Below are 14354 nucleotides of genomic sequence, written 5' to 3'. Positions count from 1 at the left end.
TCAGCTTCCAGAAGGCATAGTGCAAGCCATTGGCTGACATGGACAGACACACGACGTGTGTGAACGGACGGAGCCAAAGATGCGGACAGGCCGACTGCGGACCGTGCACCCCGTCCTGTGGGCCGGCTGGGCCGCGCTCGCCGCGGGCGCGGTGCTGTGCGTCATCGGCTGGTACGGCGTCTCCGGCGAGCGCTACGCCGAGCGGCAGCTCCCCTACCTGGCCTCCTGCACCATCCCGGGCGCGGCCCTGATCGTCGCCGGGTCGGTGCTGCTCACCCACGGCCGGGGCGCCCTCGCCGCCGCCCGCGTGGAGGAGCTGTACGGCCTCCTGGTCGCCGAGGAGCCCGCCGACGCCGACGAGTCCGGGCAGGCGGCCGCGATCCCCCTCGCGGTCAGCCGGGACCTGCTGATGGTGCCGGGCGGCACCCTGTGGCACCGCGCGGACTGCCCGCTGGTCGCCGGGAAGGTGGAGGCGGTCCCGGTCGACGCCAAGCTGCTGACGAGCGGCGAACTGGGCCCGTGCCCCATCTGCGACCCCGCCGAGGAAACCGGCTGATCTCCCCGATGTCCTCCCTCACGTACGACCTCACCCTCGCCGGCCTCTCGATCGGCAGCGCCGCCGCGCTCACCGGGATCGGCCTGATCGTGACGTACCGCGCGACCGGCGTGCTCAACTTCGCGCACGGCGCGATCGCCATGGTGTGCGCGTACGTGCTGCGGCAGTGCGTGGTCGAGTGGGGCTGGCCCCTGTGGCTCGCGGCGACGGTCACCCTCGTGTTCCTGGCCCCGGCGATCGGCGTGGCCCTGGAACGGTTCGTCTTCCGCCCCCTCGCCGTCCTGGGCAGCGACCCGGCGCAGACCCTGGTGGCCTCCATCGGGGTCTTCGTGCTTCTGGTCGGCGGAGCGGCGCTGCTGTGGGGCCAGGGCGCCCGGGACGACGCTCCGGAGCTGGTGTCGGACGACCCCTGGGGCCAGCTGGCGGTCGTTCTCGTCCTTGCCGTCGGCGTGGGCGCGGTGATCCGCTGGACGCGGTTCGGGCGGGAGCTGCGGGCCGTGGTGGACGACCGGGGGCTTGCCGTGCTGGGCGGGATCGACGCGGACCGGGTGGCCGCGGCGGGCTGGGCGTTCGGGTCGTTCACGGCGGGCCTGACGGGCGTGCTCCTCGCACCGTACGTCCGCCTGGACCCGTACGGGCTCCCGCTGCTGGTCATGGAGGTGGTCGCGGTCGCGGTGGCGGCCCGCATGCGCAGCCTGCCGGTCGCCGTCGGCACGGCCCTCGCCATCGGGGTCGCCCAGAGCCAGCTGACGCGACTGCACCCGTCGGGCTGGACCGAGCCGTTGTTGCAGGCGGTGGGTGCCAACCTCTTCGTGGTGGCCCTGCTGCTGGCGGCGCTGGTCCTCCCGCGCATCGGCACCCGTGACGCCCTGCCCCGCACGGCGACGGCACGCGTGCCGACACCGCCGGGCGCCTGGATAGTGGCGGTGGTCCTGTTCCTCCTCCCGCTGGGCTTCGCGGGCTCGGACCTCCACACCTCGGTCCAGGTCCCGGCGCTGGGAGTGGTCCTGCTCTCCCTGGTCGTCGTCACGGGCCGCGGCGGCCAGATCTCCCTGGGCCAGGCGGCGTACGCGGGCCTGGGCGCCCTGTTCACGGCCCTGCTGTCGGCAGGCCGCTTCCCCGGCCTCCCCCGCCTCCCGGAACTCGCGGCCCTCGCCCTGGCGGTCATCCTGGTGGCCCCCCTGGGCCTCCTCACCGGTTGGCCGGCGATCAGCCGCCGGGGCCTCGCCCTGGCACTCGCGACCTTCGCGGTAGGCGTCGGTGTGAGCCGCTTCGTCTTCGCCCAGCCGTACGCCACGTCGGGCCTGACCCTGGACCGCCCGGCGGGCTTCGACGGGGACCGCGCGTACTACGTCCTCGAACTGGCCCTCCTGACAGCGGCGTTGCTGGCGACCCGGGCCCTGCGCCGGGGCCGCACGGGCCGTGCCCTGGCGGCCATGCGCGACCACGAGTCGGGCGCCTCGGCGGCAGGCGTCCGGGTCCCGGCCCTGAAACTCCTGGCCTTCGTCGCGGGCGCCGCCCTGGCCGCCCTCGGCGGCGGCATGCTCTCCATGGGCTCCCGAGCCTTCGACCCGTCCGCCTACGACCCCGTACGCAGCCTCCTGTGGTTCGCGGCGGTGGTGGTCCTGGGTGCGGACAGCACCCTGGGCGCCTTGCTGGCGGCAGCACTCCTGGTGGGCCTGGACGCGGGCGCCCGGGGCGGCGTGGCGGCGGCCCTGATCGGCGTGCTGGCGGTGCTGGTGGGCCGCTTTCCCGGGGGCCCGTACGAGGCGTTGCGCACGACGGCGACACGCTTGCGCCTACGGAGGCGGGCGCACCTGACGGAAACGGGCACCCGGGTACGGACGAGACTGCGCACGGCACACGCACCCGCAGCCGTAGGCCCCGCGGAAGCCCCCACCAAGCAACCCGCACCCGCAGGACCCGCCGAGGCCGCCCTCCGACAACCCGCAGCCGCCGACGGCGCCCCACCCCCACCAGGGCCACCCGCACGCGACCGCGATAGCCGCACGGGCGGTGCGGGTGGGAAAACAGATCCGGCCGAAGGCCGGCCCGTCCTGACCGCCCACAACCTCCTGGCCCGCTACGACGGCTTCACCGCCCTCGCCGGAGTCGACCTCACCGTCCACCCCGCCCAAGTCACCGCCATCGTCGGCCCCAACGGCGCAGGCAAGAGCACCCTCTTCCACTGCCTGGCCGGCACCCTCCGCCCCTCGTCCGGCCGCATCCACTACGGCGAACAGGACATCACCCACCTCCCCGCACACGCCCGCACCCGCCTCGGCATCGCCCGCACCTTCCAGCAACTCGCCGTCTTCCCCACCCTCACGGTCGCCGAGAACGTCCAAGTAGGCGCAGAACAGGGCCACGTCCAGGACCCGGCCGCAGTGGAACGCACCCTCAGACTCCTCGGCCTGGACGGCCCCCTGCGCTCCGCCCCCGCCGCCGCCCTCCCCACCGGCACCCTCCGCCGAGCAGAACTCGCAAGAGCCCTCGCAGGCACCCCCCGAGTCCTCCTCCTCGACGAACCCGCGGCCGGCCTCGACAACGCCGAAGTCATGGCATTGGCCCGCGTCCTGCGCGCCCTCGCGGCAGACGGCACCGCCCTCCTCGTCGTGGAACACGACCTCGACCTGGTCGCCGACCTCGCGGACGTCGTCCATGTCATGGCGGCCGGCCGCATCATCGCCTCCGGCCCACCGGACCACGTACTGGACACCCTCGGCGCGGAAGAGCCCGCCCCATGACGATCTCCCTGCGCCACGCGCGCGTGCGCTACGGCCCCCTGGAGGCCCTGCACGGCGTCACGATCGCCGCCCCCGCCAAGGGCCTCACCGTCCTGCTGGGCAGGAACGGCTCCGGCCGTACGACCGTCCTGCGTGCCCTCGCCGGCACTGTGCCCCTCTCCGGCGGCGCGGTGGTCTGGGACGGCGCGGACGTAACCCGTACGCCCGCGTACGAACGAGCCCGCCGCGGCCTGTGCCTGGTCCCCGAGCGGCAGGCGGTGTTCGGCTCGCTCACTGTCCACGAGAACCTCGAACTGGCCGCCAGGGAGTACGACTTCGCGCTCCAGGCCTACCCCCGGCTCAAGCCCCTGCTCCCCCGCCGCGCCGGCACCCTCTCCGGCGGCGAGCAGCGCATGCTCGCCCTCTCCCGCGCCCTCCTGGCACGCGCGCGCGTGGTGCTCGTCGACGAACCGGCCCAGGGCATGTCACCGGCGGTCGCGGCCCGCACGTACGAGCTGCTCGGCGAGCTCGACGCGTGCGTGATCGTCGCCGAGCAGCGCCTGCCACCGGGCCTGCACGGCCGTACACCCGTCTTCGTGCACGAACTGCGCCGCGGCGCCGTCGTGTTCAGCGGAGAGGCGGGCGAGCCGGGCCGTCCGCGATGACCAGCGGCATGCCCGGCTCCCGGCGCGTCCGGTGTGCCGAGGGGCCCCGTCCGGTCGGACGACCGGACGGGGCCCCGGGCCCGGATGAGGGGGCCGCTCAGATCTCGAGCTGCTGCCCAGGCACGATCAGGTCGGGATCACCGCCGATGACGGCCTTGTTGGCGGCGTAGATCCGCTGCCAGGTGGTCCCGTGCCGGGCGGCGATCTTGCTGAGGGTGTCGCCCTCGCGGACCGTGTAGTCGCCGCGGGAGGCACCGCGGTTGGTGTGGCCCGTCGAGCGCGTCACCTTCCCGGACTTCTTCGCCGGGGCCGACTTGGCCGGGGCCGACTTGGCCGACTTGGTGGTCGCCGTGCCGCCCGTGGCGGCCGCGGGCGCGCTGCCGTAGGCTCCGGCCCGCGCCGAACAGGTGGGCCAGGCGCCCCACCCCTGTGCCCGCTGGACCTTGGTGGCTACCGCGATCTGCGCTTCCCTGGAAGCCTTGTCGGCGGTCGGCGCGTAGGCGGAACCGCCGTACGCGCGCCAGGTGCCGGCGGAGAACTGAAGTCCGCCGTAGTAGCCGTTTCCGGTGTTGATGTGCCAGTTGCCGCCGCTCTCACACTGGGCGATGCGGTCCCACACTCCGCCGTCCGCCGCCACGGCATTGCCGGTCGCGGCGAGCAGTCCCAGCGGGGCGGCGAGCAACGCGGCCCCGGCGAGGACCGCCGTCGTACGATTCTGCGTCTTGCGAGCGCTGTCGTCACGAGCGTTGCTGCGGTTGGTATCGGCACATTCGGACATGAAGTTCCCTCTCGAACAACCCGGGGTCCCCCAGAGCGGGGCGCGCCTCCCACGCATCTGCGCGGTCCTCGCGCTCCGCCCCGTCCGCCGGAGGTCTTGCTGGGTGCTGGCTTGGTGCGGTGCCGGCGGACGTTCCCGAGCGGTGCTCGTTGCACACGGCCGAGGAATCTAGGGAGCGGTGGGGTCGAGGACAACCAACGGGCCGTCGCGGCAGGCCAGTTGACTGTTACCGGCGGTAGCGGAGATTTCCGGCCACCCACTTCATTCCGCGATTTCCTGATATTTCGACCAGCACCCCGATCTGACTGTGACTCACTTCACGCAACCAACTCTCTTGCATTTCCAAGCATTTGACGGTGAGTGACGAATTCCGGACCCGTCGTGACAGTGCGGGCTGGATGGATTGATTCCGTTCGCCCTGGAGCGTGACTCTCGCCACAGATCGGCCGTTGTCTTCTTCATGAGCCCGGGAACCGCCCGGTTCACACTTCCCGAGGGGAGCCACCCGTGCCGCGCATGCTCGACGTCAGCGACGAGGTACGCGCCGAGATCGGCGACGAAGAAGCCGACCGGCTGCTCGCCGGAGAGAACGCCCCCGGCAGCTACGACTGCACGTCCTGCCGCACCCCGGGCGACTCCGAACAGGAGCGCACCAGCACCGTCCTGTTCATCGGCGACGAGACCGCCGTCCTGGCCTTCGCCCACGCCACCTGCCTGCCCTCGCAGGTCGTCCAGGTCACCGAGGAGCAGCTCCAGGGGGCCGTGCGGTCCATCTCCGGGGACACCGTGGACCTCGACCCCGACAAGGTCGTACCGGAGCAGGCGGTGCTCGGCGTGACCAGCGGACTGGTCCTGATCGCCGGGGAGTTGCACCCGGCGCTGGTGGTCGAGCCGACCGGCCCGATCGTCCGTCCCGGCACGACGGGCATCGGCGACGACTTCCTGCCGCTGCTGATCGAGCAGGGGTTCATGCCGCTGACGGAGATCACCGAGGTGCCCCCGGTGCTGCACGGCTGGTCGGTGCTGCTCGCCGTCGGCCAGCTGCACGCGGTGCTCCAGCCGAACGCCAACGGGGGCCAGCCGGTCGCCTGGTGGCAGGCGCACCAGCCGCTCCAGGTCACCGAGAGCTGGCGAGCCGCCGCCAACAAGCACCAGCAGGTGCTGATGTTCGCGGCGCCGGTCGGCTCCATCGGCCGCCAGCCGCGCGAGGACCTGCTGCGGGACGCGCTGGACAAGGCGGCAGCGAACGGCAAGTTGGTCGCCGCGGCCATGCCGCTGGCCGGCACCTGAGGAAGGTGACGGGGAGCGGCGGGCCGCATCTCTTCACGTCCAGGGTCGTTTGGACATACGTGCACGCATACGACGTTCCCCTCCGCCCCTCCTTCCAGAGTGGGCCATCGGCCACGCCGATCTACGACGCGCTCTATGCCGAGTACGTCAAGTCCTTCCGGTCGCTGCCCGGCGACCGCAGCGGTGAGGAGGAACTGGGCTTCACCGCCTTCGGGAGCATCCCGCACAGTACGGGGGCCTACGGCGGACACCGGCCGGGGTCGTTCAGCAGCTCGTACAGCGCGTACAGCGCGGGGGCCTACAGCGCCCGGCAGCAGTCGCAGTGGCAGCGGATCGGACACATCGGGCCGCAGCCCACAGGCATGCACCATGTGCCGGCGGCCCTGCCACCGGGCCCACGCAGAGGTATCTGAGACGTCCCTGGACGTCGGAAGAGGGCGGCCCCGACCGGGGCCGCCCTCTTGCTCGTCGGACTACTTCTTCTTGTTGCCGCCGCGCTTCTCGCGCACCCGCACCGAGATGTGGATCGGCGTCCCCTCGAAGCCGAACTCCTCGCGCAGGCGGCGCTCGATGAAGCGCCGGTAGCCCGCCTCGATGAAGCCGGAGGCGAAGAGCACGAACCGCGGCGGCTTGGTGCCGGCCTGGGTGCCGAAGAGGATGCGGGGCTGCTTGCCGCCGCGGATCGGGTGCGGGTGGGCGGCGACCAGCTCGCCGAGGAAGGCGTTCAGCCGGCCCGTCGGGACCCGGGTCTCCCAGCCCGCGAGGGCCGTCTCGATCGCCGGGACCAGCTTCTCCATGTGCCGGCCGGTGCGCGCCGAGACGTTGACCCGCGGCGCCCACGCCACCTGGCCGAACTCCGTCTCGATCTCCCGCTCCAGGTAGTAGCGGCGCTCCTCGTCGAGGGTGTCCCACTTGTTGTAGGCGATGACCATCGCGCGCCCGGCCTCGACGGCCATCGTCACGATCCGCTGGTCCTGCACCGAGATGGACTCGGAGGCGTCGATCAGGATGACAGCGACCTCGGCCTTCTCGACGGCGGCCGCGGTGCGCAGGGAGGCGTAGTAGTCGGCGCCCTGCTGGAGGTGGACGCGCTTGCGGATACCGGCGGTGTCGACGAACTTCCAGGTGACGCCGCCGAGTTCGATCAGCTCGTCGACCGGGTCGCGGGTGGTGCCCGCCATCTCGTTGACGACGACGCGCTCCTCGCCCGCCACCTTGTTCAGCAGGGAGGACTTGCCGACGTTCGGCCGCCCGATGAGCGCGATCCGGCGCGGGCCGCCGACCCCGGCGCCGCCGAAGGTCTGCTCGGGGGCCTCCGGCAGGGCCTCCAGGACGGCGTCCAGCATGTCGCCGGTGCCCCGGCCGTGCAGGGCCGAGACGGGGTGCGGCTCGCCGAGCCCCAGCGACCACAGATAGGCCGCGTCGGCCTCGCCGCTCGGCCCGTCCACCTTGTTGGCGGCCAGCACGACCGGCTTCCCGGCCTTGCGCAGCAGTCGTACGACGGCCTCGTCGGTGTCGGTCGCGCCCACCTTGGCGTCGACCACGAAGACGACGGCGTCGGCGGCCTCGATCGCGTACTCGGCCTGGGCGGCCACGGAGGCGTCGATGCCGAGGACGTCCTGCTCCCAGCCGCCGGTGTCGACGACCTTGAAGCGGCGGCCCGCCCACTCGGCCTCGTAGGTCACCCGGTCGCGGGTGACGCCGGGCTTGTCCTCGACGACGGCCTCGCGGCGCCCGATGATCCGGTTGACGAGGGTCGACTTGCCGACATTCGGCCGGCCGACGACGGCGAGCACCGGCAGCGGACCGTGACCGGCCGCCTCGATGGCACCCTCGACGTCCTCGAGGTCGAAGCCCTCTTCCGCGGCGAGCTCCATGAACTCCGCGTACTCGGCATCGCCAAGCGCTCCGTGGTCGTGCTCTGCGCCCGAGCCGTCGGAGTGGATGTGGTCGTTCATGAAGTCCGTACCTCGTCGTTCATTCGTGGTGATCGGTGGACCACCCGGTTTCTCCGGATTGATCCACTACTTAGTGTCGCCTAGCGCCCGGTGAGGCGCCTGGCGTTTTCCAGGTGGCTGGTGAGCTGCTTCTGGATGCGCTCGGTGGCCTCGTCGAGGGCCTTGCGCGTACGGCGGCCGCTTCCGTCGCCAGCTTCGAAGGGGTCGCCGAAGACGACGTCGATACGGCTGCGCAGTGGGGGCAGCCCCTTTATCAACCGTCCGCCGCGCCCGGAACTTCCCAGGACGGCGACCGGGACGACCGCCGCTCCGCTGCGGACGGCGAAGTAGGCGAGCCCGGCGCGCAGGGAGGCGAAGTCGCCCTCGCCCCTGGTGCCCTCCGGGAAGATGCCGAGGACCCCGCCCGCCGCCAGGACGTCCAGGGCCCGGGTGATCGCGCCGCGGTCGGCGACCGAGCGGTCCACCTTCAGCTGGCCGATGCCCGTCAGGAAGGGGTCGAGCGGGCCTATGAACGCTTCCTTCTTGATCAGGAAGTGCGTCGGCCGGGGCGCCACGCCCATGACCATCGGGCCGTCGATGTTGTGGGAGTGGTTGACGGCGAAGATCACCGGGCCGGTCGCGGGGACCTTCCAGGCGCCCAGCACGCGCGGCCTCCACAGCCCGTACATCAGGCCGACGCCGATGCGCCGCCCGACCTCGGCGCCCCGCTCGGAGGCTGCCTTCGCTGAAGTGGCCTCGGTCACTTCCCGGCCCGCTTCTCCTCGACGAGCGTGACGACGCACTCGATGACCTGCGCGAGGGTGAGCTCGGTGGTGTCGACCTCGACCGCGTCGTCCGCCTTGGCGAGCGGCGAGGTCTTGCGGGAGGAGTCGGCCGCGTCCCGCTTGATCAGCGCCTCGCGCGTGGCGTTGACGTCGGCGCCCTTCAGCTCACCGCTGCGGCGGGCGGCACGCGCCTCCGGCGAGGCGGTGAGGAAGATCTTCAGGTCGGCGTCGGGCAGCACGGTCGTACCGATGTCCCGGCCCTCGACGACGATGCCGGCCTCGGCCGCGGCGGCGATGGAGCGCTGCAGCTCGCTGATCCGGGCCCGCACCTCCGGCACGGCGCTGACGGCGCTGACCTTGGAGGTGACCTCCTGGGTGCGGATCGGGGCCGCCACGTCGGTGCCGTCGACCGTGATCGTCGGGTTCTCCGGGTCGGTGCCGGAGACGATCTCCGGCTTGCCGGCCACGGCGGCGATCGCGGACGGGTCCTCGATGTCGATGCCGTTGGCCACCATCCACCAGGTGATCGCCCGGTACTGGGCACCGGTGTCCAGGTAGCTCAGGCCGAGCTGCGCGGCCACGGCCTTCGACGTGCTCGACTTGCCCGTGCCGGAGGGACCGTCGATGGCGACGATCACGGGCTGGGCGGCGCCGTTTTCCACGTGGGGACACCTTCCTGGTGCGGTGTGGCGAGGATGGGTGGGCGCGAAAGCGCCCCGCACAAGGTTACCGGCCCTACGGGTCCCCTCTTACAGGCGGATGATCGGGACGATCACCGCGGGACGGATCGGGGGGATCACTGCCGGATGGACCAGCCCCGCTCCCGCAGCGCGGCGCTGAGCACCGGCGCCGCCTGCGGCTCCACCATCAGCTGGATCAGGCCCGCCTGCTGCCCGGTCGCGTGCTCGATGCGTACGTCCTCGATGTTGACCCCGGCCCGGCCGGCGTCCGCGAAGATGCGGGCCAGCTGGCCCGGCTCGTCGCTGATCAGGACGGTCACGGCCTCGTACACCCGCGGCGCGGAGCCGTGCTTGCCCGGCACCCGGACCTGCCCGGCGTTCCCACGCCGCAGCACGTCCTCGATCCCGGCGACGCCCTCGCCCCGCTTTGCCTCGTCGGAGGACTGCAGCGACCGCAGCGCCTCGACGGTCTCCTCCAGGTCGGCGGCGACGTCGGAGAGCAGGTCAGCGACCGGGCCGGGGTTGGCGGAGAGGATGTCGATCCACATCCGGGGGTCGGAGGCGGCGATCCGGGTCACGTCCCGGATGCCCTGACCGCACAGTCGTACGGCCGCCTCCTCGGCGTTCTCCAGACGGGCGGCGACCATGCTGGAGACCAGGTGGGGCATGTGCGAGACCAGCGCGACGGCGCGGTCGTGGGCGTCGGCGTCCATGACCACCGGGACGGCCCGGCAGTGCGAGACCAGTTCCAGGGCGAGGTTCAGGACCTCGGTGTCGGTGTCCCGGGTCGGGGTGAGCACCCAGGGGCGGCCCTCGAAGAGGTCGCCGGTCGCGGCCAGCGGGCCGGACTTCTCGCGACCGGACATGGGGTGGGTGCCGATGTATGCCGAGAGGTCGAGGCCGAGGGCCTCCAGCTCGCGGCGCGGGCCGCCCTTGACGCTGGCCACGTCGATGTAGCCGCGGGCCAGGCCCCGGCGCATGGCGTCGGCGAGGACCGCCGCCACATGGGCGGGCGGGGCGGCGACGATCGCGAGGTCGACCGGGCCCTCGGGCGCCTCGTCGGTGCCGGCGCCCAGCGCGGCCGCGGTACGGGCCTGCTCGGGGTCGTGGTCGGTGAGGTGGACGACGACGCCCCGCTGGGTCAGCGCGAGCGCGGCGGACGTACCGATGAGGCCGGTGCCGATGACGAGTGCGGTTCTCACTGGGCGATGTCCTTGCGCAGGGCGGCCGCGGCGCCGAGGTAGACGTGCGCGATGTCGGAACGGGGCTTGTCGGACTCGATGTGCGCGAGGATCCGGACCACCCGGGGCATGGCGCCCTCGATGTCCAGCTCCTGGGCGCAGATCAGCGGCACGTCGACGATGCCGAGCTTGCGGGCGGCGGCCGCCGGGAAGTCGCTGTGCAGGTCGGGCGTGGCCGTGAACCAGATGCTGATCAGGTCGTCGGGGGTCAGGCCGTTCCGCTCCAGGACGGCGGTGAGCAGGGCACCGACCTGCTCGTCCATGTGTCCGGCCTCGTCCCGTTCCAGTTGGACGGCTCCCCGGACCGCTCGTACCGCCACGGCTTAGCTCCTTGCTCACGGATCGGCTCTTCGCCCGTCCAGCGTAGTCAGCGACGGGCGGGCGGGTGTGCGGCGCCCGCCCGCTGAGACATGCCGCGAGACATGCCGCCGGGATCTTGCCAATGTCACCGAATCGCCCCAATTTCGCTACTTGGCGAGGGTCGCCCCTGTGCGCCTCTTTACGCCGGGGCCGCCGGTCCGCTCTGATGGCAGGAAACTCGCCTCGGGGGAGGCCCTCACATGAAGCGTCCTGGACCGCTGCTGACTCTGCTCGCGGGACTGCTGCTCGGCCTGTTCATGCTGTCTCTGAACGCGACCACGGGGACGAAGACCGCCTCGTCCTCGTACCAGGAGAAGTCGCCGGCACCGAAGTCGTCACCGGCACCGAAGTCATCGCCCGCTCCGACGCGGACAACCGCGCCGCCGAGCGCGTCGCCGTCGCGGACGCCCGCGCCGACCGGCGTGTACACCGGCCGCACCGACGACGACTCCTCCGCGGTCGCCGTCTCCCTGAAGGGCGGCAAGGCCATCGCGTACTTCTGCGACGGCCACAACATCGAGTCCTGGCTGAAGGGCGACGTCGAGGACGACGGCAGCATGCGGCTCACCGGCGAGGACGGCGCGAAGCTGACCGGCACGGTGAAGGGCAGGCGGCTCGGCGGCTCGGCCGACGTAGGCGGCGGGCACTACACCTTCACCATCGACAAGGCGAAGAAGCCGTCGGGGCTGTTCCGGGCCAACAGCCAGGTGGCCGGCGCCCGGATCGAGGGCGGCTGGATCATCCTGCCGAACGGCAAGCAGGTCGGCATCCTCACCCGCGACGGGAAGCCCTCGGCCGCTCCCGCCATCGACCCGGACACGGGCGCGGTGACGGTCGACGGACAGCAGCTCACGGCACGTCCCGTAACTCCTTGACCCTTCTGACCAGGGAGCCGACATGAGTGTCGATCCGAACGCCGCCACCCAGAGTTTCCCGCCACCCCAGCCGGCCCAGCGCCCGCCGGGCCCGGCCCGCTATCTGGTCCCGGCCCTGGTCGCCGCCGCGGTGGCGGTCGCCCTCGGCGTGTACGGCAAGGTCCACGACCCGGCCGGGACCGCCTTCAACATCGCCGGGTTCAGCAGCACGGGCGCGGTGAAGTCGTGGCTGGCGACGACCGCGTTCTTCTTCGCGCTCGTCCAGCTGGTCAGCGCGTTCATGGTGTACGGCAAGCTGCCGGGCCCGCGCTGGGCGGGGAAGCTGCACCGCTGGTCGGGCCGGATCGCCTTCCTGGTGGCCGTCCCGGTCGCCGTGCACTGCCTGTACGCGCTGGGCTACCAGACGTACGAAACGCGAGTTATGTGGCACTCTGCCCTGGGTTGCTTCTTCTTCGGTGCCTTCAGTGCCAAGATGCTGCTGCTCCGCTCGCAGCGGCTGCCCGGCTGGCTGCTGCCGCTCGTCGGCGGACTCGTCTTCACCGTTCTCACCCTTCTCTGGCTGACCTCGGCCCTCTGGTTCTTCCGTACGTTCGGAGTGACGACATGACCCACCGCTCGACGCGGCGCACGGTTCTCCTCGCGACGGGCGCGTCTGCGCTCGCGGCGGGCTGCAGCAAGTACGGCGACAGCAACGGCGACTCGGGGTCCTCCTCCGCGCAGGCGTCCGCCGGGCAGGAGCTGGCGAAGACCACGGACATCCCGGTCGGCGGCGGGAAGATCTTCAAGGACGAGAAGGTCGTGGTCACCCAGCCGAAGAAGGACGAGTTCAAGGCCTTCTCGGCGATCTGCACGCACCAGGGCTGCACCGTGAGCGCCGTGGCGGACGGCACCATCAACTGCCCCTGCCACGGCAGCAAGTACCGCATCGCCGACGGCTCGGTGGCGGGCGGCCCCGCGCCGAAGCCGCTGCCCGCCGAGCAGATCAAGGTCGACGGAAATTCCATCAGCCTGGCGTGAGGTGCCGCGTACGCTCCCGTCCATGCAGCCCGAGACCCTGGTACGCGACCACACGATCTACGCCTGTGTGATGGGCTCGCGCGCCTTCGGGCTTGCGACGGACGGGAGCGACACCGACCGCCGGGGCGTGTACCTCGCCCCCACTCCCCTGTTCTGGCGCTTCGAGAAGCCGCCGACGCATGTGGAGGGGCCGGGCGAGGAGCAGTTCGGCTGGGAGCTGGAGCGCTTCTGCGAACTCGCCCTGCGCGCCAACCCGAACATCCTGGAGTGCCTGCACTCCCCGCTGGTGGAGCACGTCACCGACACCGGCCGCGAACTCCTCGCCCTGCGCGGGGCGTTCCTCTCCCGCCGGGCCCACGAGACGTTCACGCGGTACGCGCTCGGCCAGCGCAGGAAGCTGGAGGCCGACCTCCGCACCCACGGCTCCCCGCGCTGGAAACACGCGATGCACCTGCTCCGCCTCCTGATGAGCGCCCGCGACCTCCTGCGCACGGGCGCCCTCACCATCGACGTCGGCGACCAGCGCGAGCCGCTCCTCGCCGTGAAGCGCGGCGAGGTCCCCTGGCCCGGGGTCGAGTCGTGGATGAACCGCCTGGCCGCGGAGGCGGACGAGGCACTCCCCACCAGCCCGCTCCCCGAGGCCCCAGACCACCGCCGGGTCGAGGACTTCCTCATCCGCGTCCGCCGCGCCTCAGCTCTCCAGCCGGATCCTCACGACGAAGTCGTGCAGGGCGTCGTGGACGGTCGGAGCGTCCGGTAGCGCGGAGGCGGCCTGGGCCTCGTCCAGCACCCCGTGCAGCCGCTCGACATCGCCCCGCACGCGCGCGTGGTCGACATCGGCGTCCCCGTGCTCACGCTCGGCCTTCACGGCGATCAACTCGGGCAGATACGCGGGGGCTTCCTCGATCTCGCCGAGCAGCGTGGGCAGATGGGCCTGCACCTCGCCGCTGCGCATGAGGTGTACGCCGGTCAGCAGCGCCCGGAAGGTGTAGAGCAGCGGCTTGAGCTCACCGGTCTTCTCGAACAGCCGCCACTGGGTGGTCGCGAACCCCCGGTAGTGGTGGGCGTGATGGCTGGTCAGCACGCCCGGCGAGAGCGCCGCCAGTTCCCGGTGCGCGTCCGTCGTGTGCACGACCAGCGGCGAGAGCAACTGCTCCAGCACATAGCCGTTGCGTCGCAGCATCAGCCGTACGAACTTGCGCACGTCGTGGGTGACCAGGTCCATCTCGACGCCGTCCCGGTCCCACATCCGGGAGCGGGTCTCCTCGGGCTCGCGCAGGCCGACGAGCGCCGCGGTGGGCAGCAGGTGCACGCCCCGCAGGTCCACGTCCGAGTCGCGGGACGGGAAGCCGTAGAGGTGCGCGCCGGAGACCGTCGCGAACAGGAGCGGGTCGGGCTGTTCGGCGATCACGGGGGTCAGGTCGATGGCCAGGGCGTCGATCAT

Annotated in this window: 16 protein-coding genes; 9 read left to right on the top strand and 7 right to left on the bottom strand. The window is 72.0% G+C overall.

What is annotated here, in order from left to right; all coding sequences use genetic code 11:
- Positions 1-79: 79 nt before the first annotated feature.
- The 3 genes from MQP27_RS31120 to MQP27_RS31110 are packed head-to-tail and all read left to right on the top strand — an operon-like array spanning position 80 to position 3947.
- Complete coding sequence (locus MQP27_RS31120) at positions 80-556, top strand: hypothetical protein (RefSeq protein WP_242769668.1); 477 nt, start codon at positions 80-82, stop codon at positions 554-556.
- 8 nt (positions 557-564) lie between these two features.
- The gene (locus tag MQP27_RS31115; RefSeq protein ID WP_242769665.1) at positions 565-3303 is read left to right on the top strand and encodes an ABC transporter permease subunit; all 2739 of its coding nucleotides are present in this window, start codon (positions 565-567) and stop codon (positions 3301-3303) included.
- Complete coding sequence (locus tag MQP27_RS31110) at positions 3300-3947, top strand: ATP-binding cassette domain-containing protein (protein WP_242769662.1); 648 nt, start codon at positions 3300-3302, stop codon at positions 3945-3947. The genes MQP27_RS31115 and MQP27_RS31110 overlap by 4 nt, the downstream gene beginning before the upstream one ends.
- A 97-nt stretch (positions 3948-4044) precedes the next feature.
- On the opposite strand, the gene MQP27_RS31105 is transcribed toward MQP27_RS31110, so the two are convergent.
- Positions 4045-4725: a LysM peptidoglycan-binding domain-containing protein gene (locus tag MQP27_RS31105; RefSeq protein ID WP_242769660.1), complete on the bottom strand. Its 681-nt coding sequence runs from the start codon at positions 4723-4725 to the stop codon at positions 4045-4047.
- A 507-nt stretch (positions 4726-5232) separates the two neighbouring features.
- Between MQP27_RS31105 and MQP27_RS31100 the strand changes: the two genes are divergently transcribed.
- Both MQP27_RS31100 and MQP27_RS31095 read left to right on the top strand, forming a co-directional pair.
- Positions 5233-6015: a DUF8842 C-terminal domain-containing protein gene (locus MQP27_RS31100; protein ID WP_242769656.1), complete on the top strand. Its 783-nt coding sequence runs from the start codon at positions 5233-5235 to the stop codon at positions 6013-6015.
- A 59-nt stretch (positions 6016-6074) separates the two neighbouring features.
- Entirely contained in the window at positions 6075-6428 is a 354-nt protein-coding gene (locus MQP27_RS31095; protein WP_242769642.1) for a hypothetical protein, read from the top strand.
- Between the two features lie 60 nt (positions 6429-6488).
- On the opposite strand, the gene der is transcribed toward MQP27_RS31095, so the two are convergent.
- The 5 genes from der to aroH all read right to left on the bottom strand — a co-directional run bounded on the left by der (position 6489) and on the right by aroH (position 10978).
- A complete protein-coding gene (der, locus tag MQP27_RS31090; protein ID WP_242769638.1) occupies positions 6489-7973 on the bottom strand; it encodes a ribosome biogenesis GTPase Der in 1485 nt (494 codons plus the stop codon).
- An 80-nt stretch (positions 7974-8053) separates the two neighbouring features.
- Complete coding sequence (locus MQP27_RS31085) at positions 8054-8755, bottom strand: lysophospholipid acyltransferase family protein (protein WP_242769635.1); 702 nt, start codon at positions 8753-8755, stop codon at positions 8054-8056.
- The gene (gene cmk / locus MQP27_RS31080) at positions 8713-9399 is read right to left on the bottom strand and encodes a (d)CMP kinase (RefSeq protein ID WP_242769632.1); all 687 of its coding nucleotides are present in this window, start codon (positions 9397-9399) and stop codon (positions 8713-8715) included. Before cmk ends, MQP27_RS31085 begins: the two co-directional genes overlap by 43 nt.
- Before the next feature lie 134 nt (positions 9400-9533).
- A complete protein-coding gene (locus MQP27_RS31075) occupies positions 9534-10619 on the bottom strand; it encodes a prephenate dehydrogenase (RefSeq protein WP_242769629.1) in 1086 nt (361 codons plus the stop codon).
- A complete protein-coding gene (gene aroH, locus MQP27_RS31070) occupies positions 10616-10978 on the bottom strand; it encodes a chorismate mutase (RefSeq protein ID WP_242769627.1) in 363 nt (120 codons plus the stop codon). Before aroH ends, MQP27_RS31075 begins: the two co-directional genes overlap by 4 nt.
- A 240-nt stretch (positions 10979-11218) precedes the next feature.
- Between aroH and MQP27_RS31065 the strand changes: the two genes are divergently transcribed.
- The 4 genes from MQP27_RS31065 to MQP27_RS31050 are packed head-to-tail and all read left to right on the top strand — an operon-like array spanning position 11219 to position 13670.
- Entirely contained in the window at positions 11219-11893 is a 675-nt protein-coding gene (locus MQP27_RS31065; RefSeq protein WP_242769624.1) for a hypothetical protein, read from the top strand.
- Positions 11894-11915: 22 nt separating this feature from the next.
- Positions 11916-12500, top strand: coding sequence for a DUF6529 family protein (locus MQP27_RS31060; RefSeq protein WP_242769621.1), 585 nt, complete (start codon positions 11916-11918; stop codon positions 12498-12500).
- The gene (locus MQP27_RS31055; protein WP_242769618.1) at positions 12497-12910 is read left to right on the top strand and encodes a Rieske (2Fe-2S) protein; all 414 of its coding nucleotides are present in this window, start codon (positions 12497-12499) and stop codon (positions 12908-12910) included. The genes MQP27_RS31060 and MQP27_RS31055 overlap by 4 nt, the downstream gene beginning before the upstream one ends.
- A 22-nt stretch (positions 12911-12932) precedes the next feature.
- Positions 12933-13670, top strand: a complete 738-nt coding sequence (locus tag MQP27_RS31050) for a nucleotidyltransferase domain-containing protein (RefSeq protein ID WP_242769615.1) — start codon at positions 12933-12935, stop codon at positions 13668-13670.
- On the opposite strand, the gene MQP27_RS31045 is transcribed toward MQP27_RS31050, so the two are convergent.
- Positions 13602-14354 (bottom strand): nucleotidyltransferase domain-containing protein, encoded by a 753-nt coding sequence (locus tag MQP27_RS31045; RefSeq protein WP_242769612.1) that lies wholly within the window; start codon positions 14352-14354, stop codon positions 13602-13604. The genes MQP27_RS31050 and MQP27_RS31045 overlap by 69 nt on opposite strands.

Source organism: Streptomyces cylindrosporus (assembly GCF_022698165.1).
In the GTDB taxonomy this organism is placed as follows: domain Bacteria; phylum Actinomycetota; class Actinomycetes; order Streptomycetales; family Streptomycetaceae; genus Streptomyces; species Streptomyces cylindrosporus.
This window is presented reverse-complemented; position numbering and strand designations above follow the sequence as displayed.